Source organism: Limosilactobacillus reuteri subsp. reuteri (assembly GCF_000016825.1).
Classification (GTDB): domain Bacteria; phylum Bacillota; class Bacilli; order Lactobacillales; family Lactobacillaceae; genus Limosilactobacillus; species Limosilactobacillus reuteri.
Genome location: NC_009513.1, coordinates 1,241,984 through 1,261,136, shown reverse-complemented (window position 1 = coordinate 1,261,136; position 19,153 = coordinate 1,241,984). Strand labels below are relative to the sequence as shown.

The following is a 19,153-nucleotide window of genomic DNA, read 5'->3' as shown; positions in this document are numbered from 1 at the left end:
GAATAAATTCTTCATTTCTTATAAAATAAAGAGTATTATTTTCACGTTAGTAGTGGTAACTATCTGTTAAAGCAGGTAATTTTTGTTAAAATAGATTCACTACGATGAAGGAGAATTATAAAACTGTGAAATTCTTTGATCGAATAATGAACTTATTTGGTTCACGTACCAAAAAGCGTCAAAATGCGCAGTCAATTATTCCATTCCGGCTGAACATGCTACTATGGATTGTTGGTATCTTGTTATTAGCGTTAACTATTCGACTGTTTTATCTTCAAGTTCTGCAAGGAACATCATTTAAAGCGGAAGTAAAGCGATCAGATACAACAACGCAGACGAATAACGTACAACGGGGGATGATTTATGATTCACAAGGGAACGTTCTTGTTGGTAATCAAACTCATCAAGCCATTACCTATACCAAAGGGGCCAATGTAACTACTGATCAGCTCTATCAGATTGCTAATCGTTTAGGAAAATATGTGTCTGTCTCTAATAAGAATTCACGCTTAACTGATCGAAATGAAGAGGATTATTACCTTGCTGATAAAGAGCGGCTTAAGAGTGTTTTGAAACATGTCAAGACTTCAGATGCCGATTCTGAAGATACTAAATATGATAAAGCTCTCGAATATTTGAGCAAGCATCCTGATTCATGGGAGCTTACTGATCAGCAAAAGAATAATGCCCGAATTTATGCGGCAATGAGTGGAGCATATTCCCTTTCGACAACTTATATTAAAGAAACAGGTGTTAGTGCTAAAGAGCTTGCAGCAGTTGGAGAACACCTGAATGAAATGCCAGGGGTAAAGATCGGCACGTCTTGGACTCGTAATTACCCACAAGGCACAGATATTCAATCGTTAACAGGAACTGTCTCAACTACTGGTTTACCAAGTGATGAAGTTAACTCACTGCTTGCTCAAGGATATTCTCGAAATGATAGCGTTGGACAAAGTTATCTTGAAAAGCAGTTCCAATCAACCTTAGCCGGGTCGAAGTCACAAACTGAGGTTACTACTGATGGAAATGACGTAACTAAAGAAAAGACTAAGTACCCTGGTAAGAAGGGTGATAACCTTGTATTGACGATTAATTCAAAGTTCCAAAAGCAAGTTCAATCGATTTTGAAAAACAATTACTCGGCTGCCGGAAACCAGTACTCTACTGGGGTATATGCAGTAGTAATGAATCCAAATACCGGTGCAATTTATGCGATGGCTGGTATTGATCGTAACCCAGAAACAGGTAAAGAAACCCCTGATGAAATTGGTGCTATCAACCACCCAATTACGATGGGTTCCGTTGTAAAGCCGGCGATGGTCATGGGGGCATTAATGGATGGTGTAATTACGCCAACAAATAATACCTTAACCGATATGCCAATTAAGCTTGCTGGAACTTCATCTAAGGGATCATGGTTTAACCATGGCGGCTCAGCAAATATGGCAATTAATGCAGCAACGGCCCTCGAAGTTTCTTCCAACTCTTATATGATGCAACTACTCATGAAAGAAGCAGGAATGAAATATACACCGAATGCGCAAATTACGATGAAGCCAAGTATTTTTGCTAAAGCGCGGGGTTACTTCAACATGTTTGGACTCGGAGTTAAAACTGGAATCGACTTGCCTGGTGAAACAAGCGGTTATACAGGACCTGCTGACCAAAAGCATATCGGTTCAGCACTTGACTTGTCATATGGTAACTATGATGGTTATACTTTGATTCAACTTGCCCAATATATGTCTACCATTGCTAACGGTGGTAACCGGATGCGTCCATACATTGTTAAAGAAATCCGTGGTACGAAAGCCAATGGTCAACTTGGTGCCGTTGAATATACAACAAAGCCCCAAGTTCAATTAACCATTCCTGCTTCTAAAGCTGACTTTGATGTCGTTAAACAAGGGCTTTATCAAGTGGTTCATGGTTCTAACCGTTATGTTACTGGTAAACCGTTGGCATCTGTTAAACCATCAGTATCTGGTAAGACAGGGACTGCCGAAACCTACTACAAGTCGCACTCAACAACTACGCTAAGTTTTGCCGGATTTGCGCCATCTGATAATCCACAAGTTGTAGTTGCTTTGGCTATTCCAGGAGCTTCAAATTCCGATGGTGGTGCCAACCTGACAATGGCAAAACAAATTTTTGAGGCCTACTGGAAGACTGTTCAGAGTCCCAAGGGTTTTGGTGACTAATTAAACTGTCAAGGAAATTTCCTTAACAAACTTTGATAAATTACTAGCCAAATAGAAGAATAAATGATATAGTTGTACGAGTTAGGGTTACGATAAATAACCACGTTAAATAAAAGAAATAGTTTGGAGGTCAAAATAATGCGTGTCAACATTACACTTGAATGTACTTCATGCCACGAACGGACTTACTTAACTAGCAAGAACCGTCGTCACAACCCAGATCGTCTTGAATTAAACAAGTACTGTCCACGGGAACAAAAGGTTACATTACATCGGGAAACTAAGTAATGACCATATAAAGGAGCTGGGAGACCGGCTCTTTTTATTTATTTTTATAAAAAAACGCTTGCATAAATTCCCTCAAGCGGCGATAATAAAATCTGATACCGTTTGTTACTTCACTATAAAGGAGCGGTCATAACATAATGGCTTATTCAAAGAAAGAGTTACGACAAGCATATATTGCGCGCCTTCAACAATTAGATTTAAACACCCGTCTTTACGAAGAGCGAAAGTTAGCATCTTTGCTATATGATCAACCTGAATGGACAGGGGCTAAGACAATTGCTGTTACTTTAAGTCAATCTTTTGAAATTGATACTGCACCTATTATCCTTCATGCGCGTCATAAGGGCCAACAGATTGTTATTCCACGGACGTTGCCTCATCGTCAAATGGAATTTGTTGAATTAAATGAGGATACCGATTTCGACGAGACGTCTTTTGGTATTTTAGAGCCACATGATGGCAAAGTTTATTCTCCAGATGAGATTGATTTGATGGTTGTTCCTGGAGTAGCCTTTACCGCATCTGGTAACAGGTTGGGCTTTGGTGGCGGTTATTATGATCGTTACCTAAAAAACTATAAGGGTCCTAAAGTTTCAATGGCATTGACAACGCAACTGGCTGAAGAGAACGAATGGGAACCAGAAGAATTCGATCAGCGAATAGATAAAGTGTTGTATTTACCGGGGATATAGAAGATGCGGACGCAGGGACTAAGATTAGCGCCCGTGACGCTTACCTTAATAATCTTTCAGGTATTAGTTTATTGCTGGTTAGTTTATGCAGGTGGCTCAACTAATACAGTAACCCTCCTGAATATGGGGGCTCGTAGTACGCCCTTAATCAGGGAAGGTGAATGGTGGCGCTTAGTATCACCTGTGTTCCTTCATGTTGGTTTATCACACTTAGTAGTCAATAGCGTTACGCTTTTATATATCGGCCGTTATATTGAAGAATTTTTCGGTCATTGGCGAATGGTAGTCATATACTTTGTCAGTGCGCTTTTTGGTAACTTTACCAGCGCGGTCTTCATGCCATCGACAATTTCAGCTGGTGCTAGTACTGCTATTTTTGGATTATTTGGCGCATTTTTAATGTTAGGCGTTTGTTTTCGCCATAACGTTATTGTTCGCGTCTTAAGTCGTACTTTTTTGTTATTTGTTATTATTAATATTGTGATGGATTTTTTCCTGTCAGGAGTTGACTTGATAGGACATATTGGCGGCCTTTTTGGTGGCTTTTTCATTGCATTTATTGTTGGTGCTCCCATGCTAGAAACTGTTGATCACCTAAAACAGTTTTTAAGTGGAGCTGTATTAACGGTAAGTTTGGTAATTTTGACTCTAGAATTGAAGTGATAATTTATGGCGATCGCCTCAAGAAACTACCGCACACTATACGATGTTCAGCAACTATTAAAAGAATTCAACGTGTTTGTATATGTTGGTAAGCGCCTGTATGATATTGAGTTAATGGCCATTGAGCTTGATAACCTCTATCAATCAGGAGTTGTAGATAATTCAACTTATACAAAAGCAAAGATTGTTTTGCGTAAAGAACATCGTGAAGAACAAACGAGAATTAAAAGGGGTAAACTGTATTAAACCTTACCCAGGAAAGGAATCATTATGGCTAAGAAATTAATTGGTGTTGACCTTGGTGGTACTACTATCAAGTTTGCAATTTTAACGGAGAACGGTGAGATTCAACAAAAGTGGTCTTTACGGACTAACATTTTGGATGATGGTTCACACATTGTGCCAGACATCATTAACTCAATTAATCACCACCTTGATTTATACAAAATGTCTCGAGACCAATTTATTGGAATCGGAATGGGAACTCCCGGAACAATTGACCGTGAAAAGGGAACTGTTATTGGTGCCTACAACTTAAACTGGAAGACAACGCAAAATGTTAAAGAAGACATTGAACAAGGCACTGGGATGCAATTTGCTCTGGATAACGATGCTAACGTTGCCGCACTTGGTGAACGTTGGAAGGGTGCTGGTAATGAAGGTGACGATGTTGCATTTATTACTTTAGGTACCGGTGTTGGTGGTGGACTTATCTCCAATGGTAAGCTTATCCACGGTGTCGTTGGTGCTGGTGGTGAAGTTGGTCACATGATTGTTAAGCCAGATGGATACCTTTGTACTTGTGGAAACCATGGATGTCTTGAACAATATGCATCTGCCACTGGAATTGTTCATATCGCTCAAGATAAAGCGGAAGAATATGAAGGTAACAGTCGTTTGAAGGCAATGATTGATAACGGTGACGAAATTACAGCCAAGATTGTTTTTGACCTTGCTAAGGAAAACGACTACCTTGCTAATACTGTTGTTGATGAAGTTTGCTTCTACCTCGGTTTAGCAACTGCCAACTTAAGTAACGCATTGAACCCTGAATACCTTGTTATCGGTGGTGGAGTTTCCGCAGCTGGTGAATTCCTTTTGAAGCGGGTAAAGCAAAACTTTGAAAAATTTGCCTTCCCAACAGTTCGGACTTCAACTCAATTGAAGTTAGCTGAATTAGGTAATGATGCTGGTGTTATCGGTGCTGCTTCATTAGCTCGTCAGTTTGTAAACGCAGATTAATTTGTAAGGGGAAATGATCGTGGTACTTGGAGTTAGCTCTGGCTTGATGATTCTTAATACAGTCATTATAATCATCTTGTTAGTATGGATTTTTAGCTGGGCATTTCAGACTTACCGTCGAAAGAGATATGCAACTGTCCTTAGTCAAGATGACTTTAAGCAAGGAATGCGAAAAGCACAGGTTATTGACTTGCGACAAGAAAATGACTTTAAACAAGGTCACATTCTTGGTGCACGTAACTTGCCTTATCCATATCTTCGTCAACAATATGGCGAATTGCGGAAGGACTTGCCGGTTTACTTATATGATGAAGGAATGACATTAAGTACCCAGGCTGCTGCATTTTTAGGTAAGCATGGGTATAACCACCTTTATATTTTAAAAGATGGTTATCGTGCGTGGGACGGTAAGACTAAGAAGTCCAAGTATTAAGAAAAGTATCTTACATGCTTTTTGTCAGGATGGTTGATGATTCTAACCAATTATTTGCTAATGCTTAGAATCTAGCCTCTTGTGAAATTTAACCAATAAAAAAGAGGCTGGGAGAAAACAAAGTTTTCTTCCAGCCTCTCTGCTTTTTGAATCTTAAATAAAATTAAAGTTGGTGTGCTGAGCGGCCCTTACGGATAGCAGCTCGACGGTTTTGATCAAACTTTTCTTCTTCTTCTTCCGCTGGCTTAATGACAGTTTTATGGAAAGTAAGAACCCCGCTAGCAATGGCAGCAACTGTTGCTAAACTACCAACTAAAATACCTTTTGCTAATTGTTTCATAACATAAAACCTCCTCGAATTTATAGGTTACCTCCATTATGCAAGAATTAATGGTGTTTTACCAGTGAGAAGGACAAGTTTTAGCATAAAATTTATAAAAATTGGAGAGTTAAGATGAATAAAGTAATTGCAATTGTCGGCCCGACCGCTGTAGGAAAAACTGCGCTATCAATAAAACTGGCACATGAATTTGATGGGGAAGTAATTTCCGGTGATTCGATGCAAGTTTATCGCCGCCTTGATATTGGGACGGCAAAAGTTACTCCCGAAGAAATGGGGGATGTGCCGCACCATCTCATTGATATCTGCAATATTGAGGAGCGTTTTTCTGCCGCCCGTTTTAAGAAACTTGCTGACCAAAAAATAGACGAAATAGCTCAACGTAATCATTTGCCGATCATTGCAGGTGGAACTGGATTTTATCTTCAAACATTAACGGATAACCTAGCATTGGGAAGTGACCAGTTTGACCAACAAACGCTCGACATTCGTAACCATTGGAAAGAGGTTGCTGAAGAAAAGGGAGCCGAGTATGTTTGGGAACAATTAAACAAGTTGGATCCAGTGGCCAGCGCTCGGATCCCCAAGTCTAATACTCGTCGGGTTATCCGGGCTTTAGAGGTAATCAAAAAAACGGGTCAATTATTTTCCAACCAGCCACACTTCAAAGCAACAAATGATTTTCTCTTGATTGGCCTAACTACTGATCGTCCTGTTTTATATGACCGGATTAATAAGCGAGTCGATTTGATGATTCAAAACGGCTTGTTAGAAGAAGCAAAATGGTTATTTGATCAAGGAGGGGAAGATTTGCCAGCAGGTAAAGGGATTGGGTACCATGAATTATTTCCTTATTTTCGTGGCGAGATTAGCCTAGACGAGGCGGTTGAAAAAATTAAGCAGGATTCTCGCCATTATGCTAAAAGGCAGTTGACGTGGTTTAGAAATAAGGCTGATACTCACTGGTTTGATATTTTGCGTCATCCCGATGATATTAATCAAATTAAGCAGTTTATAAATGATTGGTTAAAAAAATAAAGTACGGAAGGGAAGATTTTTTTTATTAAAATAAAGCTCTTAAATAGAATTGACTTATGCCTTGTCTATTGTTATTCTAAGTCACAGTGTTAAGGAGAGAAGCAGATCTTAGATAGATTGGTATGGTCATCTATTATTTCTGTGGAGATTGTATGAAAGGGAATGAAATTTTATGGGTAAACACGTATTTACAAAAGATGAAGTTCGCCAAATGGTAAAGGATGAAGATATTCATTTCTTACGAGTTATGTTTACTGACTTATTAGGAACGATTAAGAGCGTTGACTTACCAGTTAGTCAGTTAGATAAATTGATGGATAACAAAATTATGTTTGACGGTTCTTCAATTGATGGATTTGTTCGGATTGAAGAAAGTGACATGTATCTTTACCCAGATATGTCCACTTGGCTTGCATTCCCTTGGGGTGCTGAACACGGAAAGGTTGCGCGGGTAATCTGCAGTGTTTACAAGACTGACGGTACTCCATTTGAAGGTGACCCCCGTAACAACTTAAAGCGGGTTCTTGAAGATATGCGGAAGATGGGCTTCAAAGACTTTAACATTGGACCTGAGCCAGAATTCTTCCTCTTCAAGACTGATGAAAAGGGTAACCCAACTACCAATCTTAACGATAAGGAAAATTACTTTGACATGGAACCGGCAGATCCTGGTGAAGATTGCCGTCGTGACATCGTCTTAGCTCTTGAAAAGATGGGCTTCGATGTTGAAGCTGCTCACCATGAAGTTGCTCCTGGTCAGCATGAAGTTGACTTCAAGTACTCAGATGCTTTAGAAGCCGCTGATAACATCCAAACATTTAAGTTTGTTGTTAAAACAATTGCTAAGAAGTATGGCTTCCATGCCACCTTTATGCCTAAGCCGCTTTCTGGTATTAATGGTTCAGGAATGCACCTCAACATGTCATTGTTTAGTCAAGATGGTACTAACGCCTTCTTTGATGAAAATGATAAAGATAAGCTTTCCGCAACTGCTTACCATTTCTTGGGCGGTTTGATGAAGCATGCACGAAGCTATACTGCAATTTGCAACCCAATCGTCAACTCTTATAAGCGATTGGTTCCAGGTTATGAAGCACCGGTTTATGTTGCTTGGTCAACTTCTAACCGGTCACCACTTGTGCGAATTCCGAGTGATCGTGGAATGGGAACACGACTTGAGTTACGGTCAGCAGATCCATCAGCTAACCCATATCTTGCAATCGCTGCTGTTCTTGAAGCTGGTTTAGATGGTTTACGCAACAACTTACCACCAATTCATAACGTTGATGAAAACATCTATACGATGACGAAAGCCGAACGAGCTGAAAAAGATATTCATGATTTACCAGATACTTTACACAACGCATTAAAGTCTTTGGCTAACGATGAGGTTATCAAGAGTTCAATGGGTGAACACCTCTATAACAGCTTTATGGAAGCCAAGACTCGTGAATATGCTTCATATCGTCAACACGTTTCTGACTGGGAACGTCAACACTATATGGAACAATACTAATCAATAACAATAAGTTAATAAACAACGAAAAAACACTTATGCAGGATTACTTGCTAAGTGTTTTTCATACGAAATCAACTAGTTAATTGACAAATATGCTGTTTCATATACAATTATATTTGTTGCAATAAAAGCGTGTTATTATAATATGTGTAGTACGTTTTTTAAGACTGCTAGTTGATCTAGCAACCAATTTTAAATCGGAATTATATTTCGATTAGTTACTAAAGGAGAGTCTTAGATAATGGATCAAAAGGTCAGAGTTCGGTATGCACCTAGCCCAACAGGTTTCTTACATATCGGAAATGCTCAATCAGCATTATTTAATTATTTATTTGCACGTCACTTCGATGGAACGATGGTATTACGGATTGAAGATACCGACACCAAACGGAACGTTGAAGATGGTGAAGCTAGCCAACGTGAAAATCTTCACTGGTTAGGAATTGACTGGGATGAAGGTCCAAATAAGCCAAATCCAAAGTATGCCCCTTACCGTCAAAGTGAACGGAATAAAGAAGGTATTTACCACAAATACATTCAAGAATTGTTAGACAAGGGGATTGCATACAAGGATTACTCAACAGAGGAAGAGTTAGCCGAGATGCGTGAACGGCAAAAGGCTAACAATGAACCACCTCATTATGATGGTCGTTGGTATGGTAAGAGTGAAGAAGAACAAAAGGCGGCTGAAGCAAAGGGCTTGAAGCCAACTATTCGTTTCCACTTCCCTAAAGACCATGATTACGAATGGGACGATATTGCACGTGGTCATGTTTCATTTAACTCTGACAACCTTGGTGGTGACTTCATCATTGAAAAGAGTGATGGAATGCCAACGTACAATTTTGCCGTCGTAGTTGATGACCACACTATGGACATTACCCATGTTTTGCGTGGTGCTGATCACATTTCAAACACACCAAAGCAAATTGCTATCTATGAAGCATTAGGCTGGGAACACCCAACTTTCTGTCACATTCCATTGATCTTTAATCCAAAGACTCGCAAGAAGTTAAGTAAGCGTGATAAGGATACCCTTCAATTCATTAGTGAATACAAGAAGCACGGTTACCTCCACGAAGCAATCTTTAACTTTATCGCATTCTTAGGCTGGTCTCCAGTTGGTGAACGTGAAATTTACTCTAAAGAAGAGTTGATTAAGGTTTACGATCCAAAGCGGATGTCAAAGGCACCAGCCTACTTCGATCAAAAGAAACTTGATTGGATGAATGCTCAATACATTAAGAGTATGTCGATTGATGAATTAACTGATCGGACAATGGAATTAATTAAAGAAGGCGAAACCGAAGAAGCTAAGCGCCTTCAAAGTATTCCAGAAGAACAATTGACTGAATTGCTTAAGAAGACAATTAAGGTTCACCAGCGGGATGTTAATAAGCTTCTTGAAGTTATTCAATATGCATGGTCATACTATACAGTTCTTGACCAATCATTCAACTATGACTTGCTTAAGGACAACGAAGACTTCGCTAATGAAGATGTTTTAGCTGTTCTCAAGGGCTTAAAGGCAAAACTTGAAAACGGTGACGATGACCTGGATTACAGTCAAGCTATTAAGGAAGTAGGTAAGGACACTGGCATTAAGGGTCGCGGTTTATACTTCCCATTAAACCTTGCCTTTACTGGTTCAACGTCTGCACCACAAATTTATGAGATCATGGATATCTATTCTCGTGATACAGATATTGAATTGCTTGACCGGATGATCAAAGCATTTGAAAACTAACTTTATAAAATTGAGCATAGGACAACAGTTAATCGATGTTGTTCTATGCTTTTTCTTTTAAACTGTCATATAATTAAGATATGCAGTTAGTAAAAAAAGGGGATCTTAAGTAAAATGGTTGAAATGAGTGAACATATGCGGAAGATCTTAAATGATGTTCCGACGTTGAAAGTATTTGATTTTTCTCAATACGTTTCAAAAATTCCAGGAATTATTAAGTTTACAATTGGTGAACCTGATTTTGATACACCAGAATATATTAAGAAGGCCGGAATAGAGAGCATTGAAAACAATCGAACGCACTATGCTCCCCAACGTGGTACAGTGGGATTACGTCAAGCAATTGCCGATACATTGGCTAATAAATATGGCCTTCAGTATGATCCTACAACAGAGATTCTTGTTACAAACGGCGTAACGGAAGGGATTTCTGTTGCAATTACTGCGATTACTAATCCCGGAGATATAATTTTAGTTCCAACGCCTACTTTTTCAATCTACACGCCTGATGTAATGATTGCTGGAGGAACGCCAGTAGAAGTAGATACATCCAAGACTGGTTTTAAACTAACGCCCGCCCTTCTTAAACATTATCTAGATAAATATGGTGATCGAGTAAAGGGAATTGTTTTCGTTAATCCTTCTAACCCGACTGGAATTGCCTATACTCAAGCAGAAATGAATGAGTTAGCAGCCTTAATTAAGGGCAAGCCAATCTTTGCAATCTGTGATGAAATTTATAGTGAACTAAACTATGACGGTGAATATTCAAGCATGGCTAAAATCATGCCAGACCAGACAATCTTAGCAAATGGATTTTCTAAGTCCTATGCAATGACTGGTTGGCGAATTGGCTACCTTTGTGCACCAGCTAAAGTGACCGATCTGCTGTTCAAGGTTCATGCATTTGCTGTGACAGATATCGCCACATTTGTTCAGGATGCTGCAGAGGCCGCTCTAAAGGTTGGGGATGAAGCAACAAAGGAAATGGATGCTCAATATATCAAACGGCGTGACTATATGTATAAGCGACTTACAGAGATGGGCTTTGAATGTAGTCAACCAATGGGTGCATTTTATATTTTTGCCAAGATTCCGTCATTCCTTAATCAGGATGATAATAAGTTAATTTATCAACTTGCCAATGAAGCCAAGGTTGCTGTAACAGCTGGATCAAACTTTGGTAAGGGTGGAGAAGGATACCTTCGCTTTAGTTATGCTACAAGTCTTGAGCAGATTAAAGCGGGGATGGACCGTCTCGCAGAGTTTTGTAAGCAAGCAAAAAATAATGCCTAAAAGAAAAGAGACAGCGGTGTTAATACATCTCTGTCTCTTTAAATATATAAGTGAATTGCTTCAAAAGAGTTATTCGCTCAGTTTCTTGGCGTCAGCATCAATCTTTGCAAAACCAGAACCATCTGGCTTCTTGCTGCCACGCTTTTCCATAGCTTTACGAGCCATTTCCTTACGTTCTTGCTTACTAAGTGCCATAAATAACTTCGCCTCTTTTTCTGAAACGCTTCAACAATAACAGTTATTAACAAAAATAAAATAACTGTTACTAATATTATAGTTCAGTCTATAAAAAATGCAATTATCATAATTGTGTACAGGAAAACTTCTAGAAAGATATTGACTTATGTAGCGTCTGTTGTTAGTATAATTAAAAATAAATTAAAATTACGTTAGAAAAGATGAGTAATTATTTTACGACCAATACAGAGAGCCATAGGAGCTGAGAAATGGCAGGAAACGAAATAATGAAGATGGTCTTTGGTTAATTGAGAGGGTGAACTTTGCTTAAAAGCAAATTTTCTACGGGGTAGCAACCGTTATCTATGCTTCTAATTTCAAGCTGGGATTAGAATGGAGGGTACTTTTGTACTGAAGACAGGGTGGTAACACGTTATTAACGTCCCTAAGAACATGATTGAGTTGTTCTTAGGGACGTTTTTCTTTTCTGGCAAAGGAGGAAGAAAATGAAACGCAAGAGAAGAACAGGATTGATTATTTTTAGTATTTTAGTAATTATTGTGGTGGTTGGGATTGGTAGTATTATTCACCAACGCTTGGATAAAACTTCAACCAAAACTGTTCGTTTAGGCTTAGTAGGAACAGATTCGGAACCAGTCTGGGATAATGTTCGTAAAAGATTGAAGAAACAAGGAATCAATATTGAGTATGTTGTTTTCAATGATTATGTTCAACCAGACGTTGCGTTAAAGGAAGGTAAAATTGACATGCACTCATGTTTAACGCGTTATTATTTTGAATCATATAACAGAGAGCAAAACGCACACTTAACATCAATTGGAAATACTGTGATTTCACCATTAGGAGTTTATTCCCACAAGTATCAAAAAATTCAAGATCTTCCGGAAGGAGCAACGATCGCAATTCCTAATGAACCCACAACGCTTGGACGAGGGTTAAATGTCTTGCAGTCGGCTGGCTTGATTAAAGTAAAGAAAGGAAGTGGAATTAAGCCATCCTTAAAAGATATTGTAAGTAATCCTAAACATTTACAATTTAAAGAGGTTGATCCGGCAACGACTGCGCGAGCGTTAAATTCGGTTGATGCCTCAATTATAAATGGAAATTATGCAGTAGCGGCAAAGTTAAACCCAAAGAAGGATTCAATTTATCTTGAACCAGTTAATAAAGCTGCAAAACCATATGTTAATATTATTGCGGTTCAAGAAAAGAATAAGGATAATAAAGTATATAAGGAGATTGTAAAAGCATATCAGACAGAGCAAACTGAAAAAGCTATTAACAAGACATATAAGGGTGCACAAGAAGCAGCATGGCCAATCTATGGTCGTAATTAAGAAAGGGTTGATATATATGAGTTTAGACACAGCGATATTTGCAGGCGGATGTTTCTGGTGCATGGTCCAGCCGTTTGATACTTATCCGGGAATTGAGAAAGTTGAATCAGGTTACACTGGTGGCCATGTTGCCAATCCAACCTACGAGCAGGTATGTTCTGGAACAACAGGCCATACAGAAGCAGTAAAGATTACTTTTGATCCTGATAAAATTTCATACAAAGACTTAGTAGAGATTTATTGGCACCAAACTGATCCGACTGATGCAAGTGGTCAATTCCAGGATCGGGGAGATAATTATCGTCCTGTAATTTTCGTTAAAAATGATGAACAGCGTAAAATTGCAGAGAAATCGAAAAAGGCTTTACAGGAAAGCGGCCGTTTTGGCGATGCAAAGATTGTAACAACAATTGAGGATGTGCAGCCTTTCTACCCTGCAGAAGACTATCATCAGGGCTTTTATAAGAAAGATCCGCAACGTTTTGCCTTAGAAGAAGCTGGTGGCCGACAACAATTTATTGAGAAGTATTGGAAAAACAATTAATTATGAGAGACAAACAATCAATTAAGGACGATATTGTTCAACGATTAGCAACAGTTATTGATCCTGAACTTCATATCGATATTGTTAATTTGGGACTCGTTTATACAATTGATCTCGATAATGATGGAATATGTTTGATTGAAATGACGCTAACGACAATGGGATGCCCATTAACAAATGTATTGGCTGATATGGTGATTAAAGCGGTAAAAGAGGTTCCAGAGGTAAAAAATGTTGATGTAGAATTTGTCTGGGAACCTGCTTGGACGATTGATCGGATGAGCCGCTTTGCTAAATTATCATTAGGGGTTCATTGATATTTAATAATTGGATAAGGGAATGGGAGCGAGACAGAAGTCACTTGTGACTTCGTTTTTCGACGCGCAGCTAGCCTCTGGGAGCCCCCGCAAGCAACAATAGGCCTCCAGCGTTCGGTTTTTAAACCGGACGTTGGAGGCCATTGTTGTACTGCGTATTTGCTTTTTATGAAAGTAACTTAACTTATGTCACAGTCCCTATTTTTACCTTCAAAAAACAGATCTGTACTAAAAATATAAAGTTTTTGAAAAAAATTTAAAAAGAGTGGAAAAAAGGTAGTAAAGTTATTTATTATAATAGGTAGTTATTTAGACAAGGAGCATGCTTATGGCGAGTGTAGAAACTAATAGTGATTCACTTGATGTTACTCAAGTCATCAATCAACAAATTATTACAAAGATAAAGTATTTGCGACGCTTTAATGATGCAATTTCAAACCATCGTGATCGGGAAATCTACCAATTACTAGATAACCAGCGCTATGCTAAAGAGATTGAACATCGAGAACAACAACCAAATGATAAAGGTGTAATGAACCTAGTCGATGATTTAGCCGATCAATTAAGTAATTACCTTAGTGAAAACTTAATTAAATATTTGGGCAAAACTTATCCGTTCTTTTATTATGAAGAATACCAAACTGGCCACTATCGGATTTATTTTGGTAACTGGTGGGATCGCCGTCAATTTGGTGAGTTAGACGTTTTAAATGTCCGCTTTTCTTTTGACCAAACAGAATATGATAAATTACGGACAGCTTTTGAATTAGCGCGTGACAATAAACGTTACAATAGTGACCGGATTAGTAAAATCTCTAGTGAAAATGACCGTCTCCAAGATTTGATTGATCATCAACGAGAACGTGAGGAACGTAAAGAAGCCCTTCAAGAACAATTAAAAGAAATTAGTTCACGGTCTGGCATTTGGGAATCAAGTCGTAACAAGGAGAGTCGCCAGGAACTGGTTGAGCAGCTGCAAAAGTTAGAGGACCAAGAAGAAGAATCTCGTAATGCAGCCCAAACTATTAAGGATAATGAACGCGTTGTCCTATCCTTATCAAAAGAAAATACGATTTTAAGTTATGAACAAAAGAGTATTATCGATATTTTTGGCAGCTTTGAAGATTTCGAATTAGCTAATCGCAATTTATATGCTAATTATTTAGCCAGTTTAAATGGATCAGAAGGAAAGCAGGTGGACGACGATGAGCAATAATCGAATCGTGACTTCTCCTAGTGAACGGGTTCAAGCCCTTTCTGATTCATTTAAGGATGTTTTAAGTCTTGGACAAAGGTATGTTGACCTCTTAGACCAGTTAGCCCAGACTAAGGATGCTAAGAATTTATTATCAGCTACTAATAAACTAGCAAAATTGGACTTGGCGAATGCATTTATTGATTTTCCACCACATTATAAAGCAGCTGACTATTATCTGATTTTTATGGATCGCCTATTAAAAATGCATGGTGATACAGCTGTTAACGTTGCAGAAAATGAATTAAATCATGAATTTGAAGCGACTGTTGCGGCTATTGGTAGTGAAGCTGTTTTTAAATTTGAAGTTGATAGTCGAGGAGAAGCAGCTTTTACAGAGCAAAGTCAGCACGAATCACTTTTCTACCTGAGTTTAGAAGATAAATTAATGCAATTTAATAACCGTGCATTAGTAAATTATTTTATCGTTTATGCGCTTAAACAGCATACTGACCTTGAATTACGTGATGCGGTTAAACCTCTGATTGATTTTGCTAAATACTTGCAAAAAGATCTTGATTTCACGATTGATCTAGGCATTTTAGCAACTGCAAATGATCGCCGCTTTATGTTGAATAAGCCTGAACTTCCACTGACAGTAATTGATCGTTTATTTGTTGCGACTGCTGATGAAGATTATATGTTGATGAATTTGCCACGGAACAATGGGGCTGAGTTACTATTAGATCAGGGGACAAAACTTGACATTGCTTTTGATCCGGATGATTATAGTCAAGAGTGGGCCTTCTTGGTTAAAGATTCTGATGAGCAAGTTTCATTCTTTGATGTATTGCTTCATTACGACCTGGTTCGCGAATGGTATTTAGCAAACCGTTCTGCCCTGGCCGTGAGAACAGATCATATGGAGATTGTTGATGAAGAACCACCAGCAACGACAGAGGTAGCAGAAGATGAATCTTTAGATGAAGCATCTTCAGCTGAACCATCAGAAGATCCAGCTCCTGATGAGGAAGAATAAGCAACGGATTTTATTGTGGAGGCACAGCAATGTTAGATATTACTAAAATGCTTCACCAAATTATCGATTTAGAATTAAAGATTGATGATGAAAAGGAATTAATGATTGGGCCAGAAACAAGAAAGCAAACAATTTTTGTTGACCTTGATATTTCTTTATCAAATATGGCTGAAGCAGCAGGGTGGTATAAGGTAGTTAATCCTAGAGAAGCAGACAAAGAAGATTTGCTAAAATCGTATGTTCAATCGGTAGCGCTACTTTTATTGTATAGTGCAAAGATGCAATGGACACACCTGGTTGTACTCGATGATCAAGCCTGGCAACGGATTACGAATGCAAAAAGCTCTACAAAGTTAGCAGACCTTAATAAATCGTATCTAGCAATTAAACATTTCTTGAGTGATGCCTATTTTAATCATCAACAAGAAAGTTTTCGGCATGCTTGGCATCTTTTGTTAAAAATGGGAATTAGCGATTGGCAATTAACGCCTGATCAGATTTCTAGTGCTTATCAAGCAATGATTAATCAATATTAGAATAAAAAAGCGAGAGGTCGAGGAATTTTTTCCCCGGCCTCTCGTGTTGAACGGAATATAAGATTAAGCTTTTCGATCTCGTAAGCGATTGGTAGTTGTACTATGTTTACCAGTTTCTTGGTTACTAAGACTGCCAAACATAAATTCACCAATTACCGACGCAACCAAAATTAAAACAATAATAAGAAATGGTAGCATAATAATCACCTCAAAAAGCAATCTCTATATTCATTATTATTAAAAATGTTTATTTTTGCAACGAAAGTGTAATATATGAGGACGTATTTAAGAAATACTTAAAAAATAAAAGTGGAAAATTAGAAAATTATCCCTAAGTTTATATTGAGACAACTAAAAAAGAGGATAAGGAAACAGAAATGTTTCTCTATCCTCTTTTTAACGTTTATATGGAGCGAGCGAGACTTGAACTCGCAACCCTCGGTTTAGAAGACCGATGCTCTATCCAGTTGAGCTACCGCTCCAAACAGATTTAAGTATATAATTTTCACTACAAAGTTGTCAATGGTAATAATCTGATATAATTATTTTATTAAGATAAAGTCGGCACTTTCGTTGACAAAACGCTTTCATGACAACTATACTTTAAATATAGTAGAAGTACGAAAGTAGAAAGGACTTAAGCTGTATGATGGAAGGATGATGATTAAATGGCTGCTAATAAGACAGACCCGCGTGTAATTAAAACACGTAATAGTCTGCGCAAAGCTCTTGTATATCTGATGAGACGTGAAAAGCTTGAAGATATTAGCGTCCAAAAGATTACTGAAACTGCCAACATCACCCGAGGAACTTTCTATCTTCACTATAAGGATAAACAAGATTTTATTCAGTCAGCAATCCAAGAGATTATTGACGATTTCTTCAACCAAGTAATGATCGATAGTAATTTTTCGAAAGAACGGACGGTAAAGGTGTTTTCACTCCGCAAAGCATTTCAGTATATCGAAAATAACGCCGATATTTTTGATGTTCTATTAAATAATGAAAAGAATAACTTCTTTTATGAACAACTCTACAATCGGTTAGCAAATGAGATGACACACTTTAATGAGCAAGTGAATAAGAACCAACAGTTGAAAGTCCCGCTTAATTTGCAGATTTCCTTTATTGACTCAGCATTTCTTGGCCTAGTAAGTCGATGGCTAGAAGATGGCATGATTTATACTCCACGTTACATGACACAAAGCGTGGCAAAGATGTTGGATCAGTTTAGTAGCGAGAATGTTTCTTTGGTTAATTTTTTTGATGGTGAATTAGAAGGAACTTTAGAAAAGATTTAATAGCTACTATAAGAAAAGAGGCTTTGAAAAAACTTTTTTCAAGGTCTTTTTTCGTTATATAAAGTAGAGATTATGGTTGACGAAGAGAATAATATTTGATATTATACAAACGTTGTATTTGTGAACCAACAACTACAACCGCACGTTATTAAGTCTAAAGCTTATTTAGCTGCTTAGTACGGCGAGTCTGAGATATTAAGGAGGTGCACAAAGTATGTACGCAATTATCGTTACTGGTGGTAAGCAATACAAGGTAGAAGAAGGTGCTTCTATCTACGTTGAAAAGCTTGATGCTAAGGAAGGTGACAAGGTAACTTTCGATCAAGTTATCTTTGTCGGTGGAGACGACACTAAGATCGGTACTCCTGTAGTTGACGGTGCTTCTGTTGAAGGTACTGTTGATAAGCAAGGTAAGGAAAAGAAGGTTGTTACCTTCAAGTACAAGCCTAAGAAGCACACTCACACTAAGCAAGGTCACCGTCAACCTTACACTAAGGTTACTATCAACAAGATCAACGCTTAATGTGGAGGTGAGATCATGATTCGAGCACAGTTTACTTTAGATTCGAATCAGCGGATCACTTCTTTTAAAATGACTGGGCATGCTGACTCTGGTCCATATGGGCAGGATATTGTTTGTGCCGCAGTTTCTGCATTATCTATTTCAACGGTGAACGGGCTTGAACAAGTTGTTCATACAAAGCCTCACCTTAAACAAGATAATGATAATGGTGGCTTTTTAGAAGTTACAGGATTAGACCTTGGTCATGATAGTCAGATCCTTCTCAAAACTTTGTTAAATGGATTATGTGATATCCAGGAAAGCTATCCACAAAACATTGAAGTAAAAATGTTTGATTAAAGTTCATTGCTGGAGGTGAACAACTATGATTATGGATTTGCAATTCTTCTCCCACCACAAGGGGGGTGGTTCCACTGCTAACGGTCGGAACTCAGCTGGTCGTCGTCTTGGTACTAAGGCTGCTGATGGTTCAATCGTAACTGCTGGATCAATCATCTACCGTCAACGTGGTACTCACATCAACCCAGGTGAAAACGTGGGTCGTGGTGGAGACGATACATTATACGCTAAGGTAGCCGGTGTTGTTAAATTTGAACGCATGGGCCGCAGTAAGCGTAAGGTATCAGTTTACCCAGTTGCCGAATAATTATAAAAAAGACTACTTTTCTACATGAAATAGTAGTCTTTTTATTTTTAAAATA

General features: G+C 38.3%; 24 protein-coding genes, 1 tRNA gene and 1 other annotated feature. Of the genes, 21 read left to right on the top strand and 4 right to left on the bottom strand.

Annotated features, from left to right (window positions below):
- Positions 1 to 104: 104 nt before the first annotated feature.
- From LREU_RS06350 to LREU_RS06320, 7 genes are all read left to right on the top strand, one after another.
- The gene (locus LREU_RS06350; RefSeq protein ID WP_003668445.1) at positions 105 to 2,204 is read left to right on the top strand and encodes a peptidoglycan D,D-transpeptidase FtsI family protein; all 2,100 of its coding nucleotides are present in this window, start codon (positions 105 to 107) and stop codon (positions 2,202 to 2,204) included.
- Positions 2,205 to 2,342: 138 nt separating this feature from the next.
- A complete protein-coding gene (rpmG, locus tag LREU_RS06345) occupies positions 2,343 to 2,492 on the top strand; it encodes a 50S ribosomal protein L33 (protein ID WP_003664049.1) in 150 nt (49 codons plus the stop codon).
- 137 nt (positions 2,493 to 2,629) lie between these two features.
- Positions 2,630 to 3,184, top strand: a complete 555-nt coding sequence (locus tag LREU_RS06340) for a 5-formyltetrahydrofolate cyclo-ligase (RefSeq protein WP_003668444.1) — start codon at positions 2,630 to 2,632, stop codon at positions 3,182 to 3,184.
- Between the two features lie 3 nt (positions 3,185 to 3,187).
- A complete protein-coding gene (locus LREU_RS06335; protein WP_003668442.1) occupies positions 3,188 to 3,847 on the top strand; it encodes a rhomboid family intramembrane serine protease in 660 nt (219 codons plus the stop codon).
- Between the two features lie 6 nt (positions 3,848 to 3,853).
- Positions 3,854 to 4,093: a YqgQ family protein gene (locus LREU_RS06330; RefSeq protein ID WP_003668441.1), complete on the top strand. Its 240-nt coding sequence runs from the start codon at positions 3,854 to 3,856 to the stop codon at positions 4,091 to 4,093.
- Positions 4,094 to 4,117: 24 nt separating this feature from the next.
- On the top strand, positions 4,118 to 5,089 hold the full coding sequence (locus LREU_RS06325) for an ROK family glucokinase (RefSeq protein ID WP_003668439.1): 972 nt from the start codon (positions 4,118 to 4,120) through the stop codon (positions 5,087 to 5,089).
- A gap of 13 nt (positions 5,090 to 5,102) precedes the next feature.
- Positions 5,103 to 5,522, top strand: a complete 420-nt coding sequence (locus tag LREU_RS06320; protein ID WP_003668438.1) for a rhodanese-like domain-containing protein — start codon at positions 5,103 to 5,105, stop codon at positions 5,520 to 5,522.
- Positions 5,523 to 5,685: 163 nt separating this feature from the next.
- Here the strand turns inward: LREU_RS06320 and LREU_RS10255 are convergent, their stop codons facing one another.
- On the bottom strand, positions 5,686 to 5,862 hold the full coding sequence (locus LREU_RS10255) for a DUF3042 family protein (protein WP_003664039.1): 177 nt from the start codon (positions 5,860 to 5,862) through the stop codon (positions 5,686 to 5,688).
- A 114-nt stretch (positions 5,863 to 5,976) separates the two neighbouring features.
- Between LREU_RS10255 and miaA the strand changes: the two genes are divergently transcribed.
- The 4 genes from miaA (at position 5,977) to LREU_RS06295 (ending at position 11,462) form a co-directional block, all read left to right on the top strand.
- Entirely contained in the window at positions 5,977 to 6,900 is a 924-nt protein-coding gene (miaA, locus tag LREU_RS06310; RefSeq protein ID WP_003668437.1) for a tRNA (adenosine(37)-N6)-dimethylallyltransferase MiaA, read from the top strand.
- A 172-nt stretch (positions 6,901 to 7,072) separates the two neighbouring features.
- Complete coding sequence (glnA, locus tag LREU_RS06305; RefSeq protein ID WP_003668435.1) at positions 7,073 to 8,416, top strand: type I glutamate--ammonia ligase; 1,344 nt, start codon at positions 7,073 to 7,075, stop codon at positions 8,414 to 8,416.
- Positions 8,417 to 8,660: 244 nt separating this feature from the next.
- Positions 8,661 to 10,166: a glutamate--tRNA ligase gene (gene gltX / locus LREU_RS06300; protein ID WP_003668434.1), complete on the top strand. Its 1,506-nt coding sequence runs from the start codon at positions 8,661 to 8,663 to the stop codon at positions 10,164 to 10,166.
- Between the two features lie 114 nt (positions 10,167 to 10,280).
- The gene (locus tag LREU_RS06295; protein ID WP_003668432.1) at positions 10,281 to 11,462 is read left to right on the top strand and encodes an aminotransferase class I/II-fold pyridoxal phosphate-dependent enzyme; all 1,182 of its coding nucleotides are present in this window, start codon (positions 10,281 to 10,283) and stop codon (positions 11,460 to 11,462) included.
- Between the two features lie 69 nt (positions 11,463 to 11,531).
- Here the strand turns inward: LREU_RS06295 and LREU_RS10650 are convergent, their stop codons facing one another.
- Positions 11,532 to 11,657 carry a hypothetical protein gene (locus LREU_RS10650; RefSeq protein WP_003664033.1) on the bottom strand — a complete coding sequence of 42 codons (126 nt, stop codon included), beginning with the start codon at positions 11,655 to 11,657 and terminating at the stop codon, positions 11,532 to 11,534.
- Between the two features lie 488 nt (positions 11,658 to 12,145).
- Here LREU_RS10650 and LREU_RS06290 point away from each other — a divergent pair, with 488 nt between their 5' ends.
- From LREU_RS06290 to LREU_RS06265, 6 genes are all read left to right on the top strand, one after another.
- Positions 12,146 to 12,997, top strand: a complete 852-nt coding sequence (locus LREU_RS06290; protein ID WP_003668431.1) for a MetQ/NlpA family ABC transporter substrate-binding protein — start codon at positions 12,146 to 12,148, stop codon at positions 12,995 to 12,997.
- A 16-nt stretch (positions 12,998 to 13,013) separates the two neighbouring features.
- A complete protein-coding gene (msrA, locus tag LREU_RS06285; protein WP_011953507.1) occupies positions 13,014 to 13,541 on the top strand; it encodes a peptide-methionine (S)-S-oxide reductase MsrA in 528 nt (175 codons plus the stop codon).
- A gap of 2 nt (positions 13,542 to 13,543) precedes the next feature.
- Positions 13,544 to 13,858: a metal-sulfur cluster assembly factor gene (locus tag LREU_RS06280; RefSeq protein ID WP_011953506.1), complete on the top strand. Its 315-nt coding sequence runs from the start codon at positions 13,544 to 13,546 to the stop codon at positions 13,856 to 13,858.
- A gap of 328 nt (positions 13,859 to 14,186) precedes the next feature.
- Complete coding sequence (locus LREU_RS06275; protein ID WP_011953505.1) at positions 14,187 to 15,074, top strand: hypothetical protein; 888 nt, start codon at positions 14,187 to 14,189, stop codon at positions 15,072 to 15,074.
- Positions 15,064 to 16,092, top strand: coding sequence for a hypothetical protein (locus tag LREU_RS06270; protein WP_003668425.1), 1,029 nt, complete (start codon positions 15,064 to 15,066; stop codon positions 16,090 to 16,092). Before LREU_RS06275 ends, LREU_RS06270 begins: the two co-directional genes overlap by 11 nt.
- Before the next feature lie 29 nt (positions 16,093 to 16,121).
- Complete coding sequence (locus tag LREU_RS06265) at positions 16,122 to 16,628, top strand: hypothetical protein (protein WP_003668423.1); 507 nt, start codon at positions 16,122 to 16,124, stop codon at positions 16,626 to 16,628.
- 63 nt (positions 16,629 to 16,691) lie between these two features.
- On the opposite strand, the gene LREU_RS10645 is transcribed toward LREU_RS06265, so the two are convergent.
- Both LREU_RS10645 and LREU_RS06260 read right to left on the bottom strand, forming a co-directional pair.
- Positions 16,692 to 16,826, bottom strand: a complete 135-nt coding sequence (locus tag LREU_RS10645) for a hypothetical protein (RefSeq protein ID WP_003668421.1) — start codon at positions 16,824 to 16,826, stop codon at positions 16,692 to 16,694.
- A gap of 210 nt (positions 16,827 to 17,036) precedes the next feature.
- Positions 17,037 to 17,110 (bottom strand) — tRNA-Arg (locus tag LREU_RS06260).
- Positions 17,111 to 17,296: 186 nt separating this feature from the next.
- Between LREU_RS06260 and LREU_RS06255 the strand changes: the two genes are divergently transcribed.
- The 4 genes from LREU_RS06255 (at position 17,297) to rpmA (ending at position 19,098) form a co-directional block, all read left to right on the top strand.
- Complete coding sequence (locus LREU_RS06255; protein WP_003668419.1) at positions 17,297 to 17,929, top strand: TetR/AcrR family transcriptional regulator; 633 nt, start codon at positions 17,297 to 17,299, stop codon at positions 17,927 to 17,929.
- Between the two features lie 126 nt (positions 17,930 to 18,055).
- Positions 18,056 to 18,128: a sequence feature (ribosomal protein L21 leader region), on the top strand.
- A gap of 15 nt (positions 18,129 to 18,143) precedes the next feature.
- Positions 18,144 to 18,452, top strand: a complete 309-nt coding sequence (gene rplU, locus LREU_RS06250; RefSeq protein ID WP_003664009.1) for a 50S ribosomal protein L21 — start codon at positions 18,144 to 18,146, stop codon at positions 18,450 to 18,452.
- A gap of 15 nt (positions 18,453 to 18,467) precedes the next feature.
- Positions 18,468 to 18,791 carry a ribosomal-processing cysteine protease Prp gene (locus LREU_RS06245; RefSeq protein ID WP_003668417.1) on the top strand — a complete coding sequence of 108 codons (324 nt, stop codon included), beginning with the start codon at positions 18,468 to 18,470 and terminating at the stop codon, positions 18,789 to 18,791.
- A gap of 25 nt (positions 18,792 to 18,816) precedes the next feature.
- On the top strand, positions 18,817 to 19,098 hold the full coding sequence (gene rpmA, locus LREU_RS06240) for a 50S ribosomal protein L27 (protein ID WP_003664006.1): 282 nt from the start codon (positions 18,817 to 18,819) through the stop codon (positions 19,096 to 19,098).
- Positions 19,099 to 19,153 lie beyond the last annotated feature (55 nt).

Bases quoted from the DNA above. Each gene is read 5' to 3' on its own strand.
- LREU_RS06350 (WP_003668445.1), top strand. From the start codon at position 105: ATGAAGGAGAATTATAAAACTGTGAAATTCTTTGATCGAATAATGAAC.
- LREU_RS06325 (WP_003668439.1), top strand. From the start codon at position 4,118: ATGGCTAAGAAATTAATTGGTGTTGACCTTGGTGGTACTACTATCAAG.
- gltX (WP_003668434.1), top strand. From the start codon at position 8,661: ATGGATCAAAAGGTCAGAGTTCGGTATGCACCTAGCCCAACAGGTTTC.
- LREU_RS06280 (WP_011953506.1), top strand. From the start codon at position 13,544: ATGAGAGACAAACAATCAATTAAGGACGATATTGTTCAACGATTAGCA.
- LREU_RS06245 (WP_003668417.1), top strand. From the start codon at position 18,468: ATGATTCGAGCACAGTTTACTTTAGATTCGAATCAGCGGATCACTTCT.
- LREU_RS06255 (WP_003668419.1), top strand. From the start codon at position 17,297: ATGGCTGCTAATAAGACAGACCCGCGTGTAATTAAAACACGTAATAGT.
- LREU_RS06275 (WP_011953505.1), top strand. From the start codon at position 14,187: ATGGCGAGTGTAGAAACTAATAGTGATTCACTTGATGTTACTCAAGTC.
- LREU_RS10650 (WP_003664033.1), bottom strand. From the start codon at position 11,657: ATGGCACTTAGTAAGCAAGAACGTAAGGAAATGGCTCGTAAAGCTATG.
- LREU_RS06270 (WP_003668425.1), top strand. From the start codon at position 15,064: ATGAGCAATAATCGAATCGTGACTTCTCCTAGTGAACGGGTTCAAGCC.
- miaA (WP_003668437.1), top strand. From the start codon at position 5,977: ATGAATAAAGTAATTGCAATTGTCGGCCCGACCGCTGTAGGAAAAACT.
- LREU_RS06335 (WP_003668442.1), top strand. From the start codon at position 3,188: ATGCGGACGCAGGGACTAAGATTAGCGCCCGTGACGCTTACCTTAATA.
- LREU_RS10645 (WP_003668421.1), bottom strand. From the start codon at position 16,826: ATGCTACCATTTCTTATTATTGTTTTAATTTTGGTTGCGTCGGTAATT.
- LREU_RS10255 (WP_003664039.1), bottom strand. From the start codon at position 5,862: ATGAAACAATTAGCAAAAGGTATTTTAGTTGGTAGTTTAGCAACAGTT.
- rpmG (WP_003664049.1), top strand. From the start codon at position 2,343: ATGCGTGTCAACATTACACTTGAATGTACTTCATGCCACGAACGGACT.
- glnA (WP_003668435.1), top strand. From the start codon at position 7,073: ATGGGTAAACACGTATTTACAAAAGATGAAGTTCGCCAAATGGTAAAG.
- LREU_RS06320 (WP_003668438.1), top strand. From the start codon at position 5,103: ATGATCGTGGTACTTGGAGTTAGCTCTGGCTTGATGATTCTTAATACA.
- msrA (WP_011953507.1), top strand. From the start codon at position 13,014: ATGAGTTTAGACACAGCGATATTTGCAGGCGGATGTTTCTGGTGCATG.
- rplU (WP_003664009.1), top strand. From the start codon at position 18,144: ATGTACGCAATTATCGTTACTGGTGGTAAGCAATACAAGGTAGAAGAA.
- LREU_RS06340 (WP_003668444.1), top strand. From the start codon at position 2,630: ATGGCTTATTCAAAGAAAGAGTTACGACAAGCATATATTGCGCGCCTT.
- LREU_RS06265 (WP_003668423.1), top strand. From the start codon at position 16,122: ATGTTAGATATTACTAAAATGCTTCACCAAATTATCGATTTAGAATTA.
- LREU_RS06290 (WP_003668431.1), top strand. From the start codon at position 12,146: ATGAAACGCAAGAGAAGAACAGGATTGATTATTTTTAGTATTTTAGTA.
- LREU_RS06330 (WP_003668441.1), top strand. From the start codon at position 3,854: ATGGCGATCGCCTCAAGAAACTACCGCACACTATACGATGTTCAGCAA.
- rpmA (WP_003664006.1), top strand. From the start codon at position 18,817: ATGATTATGGATTTGCAATTCTTCTCCCACCACAAGGGGGGTGGTTCC.
- LREU_RS06295 (WP_003668432.1), top strand. From the start codon at position 10,281: ATGGTTGAAATGAGTGAACATATGCGGAAGATCTTAAATGATGTTCCG.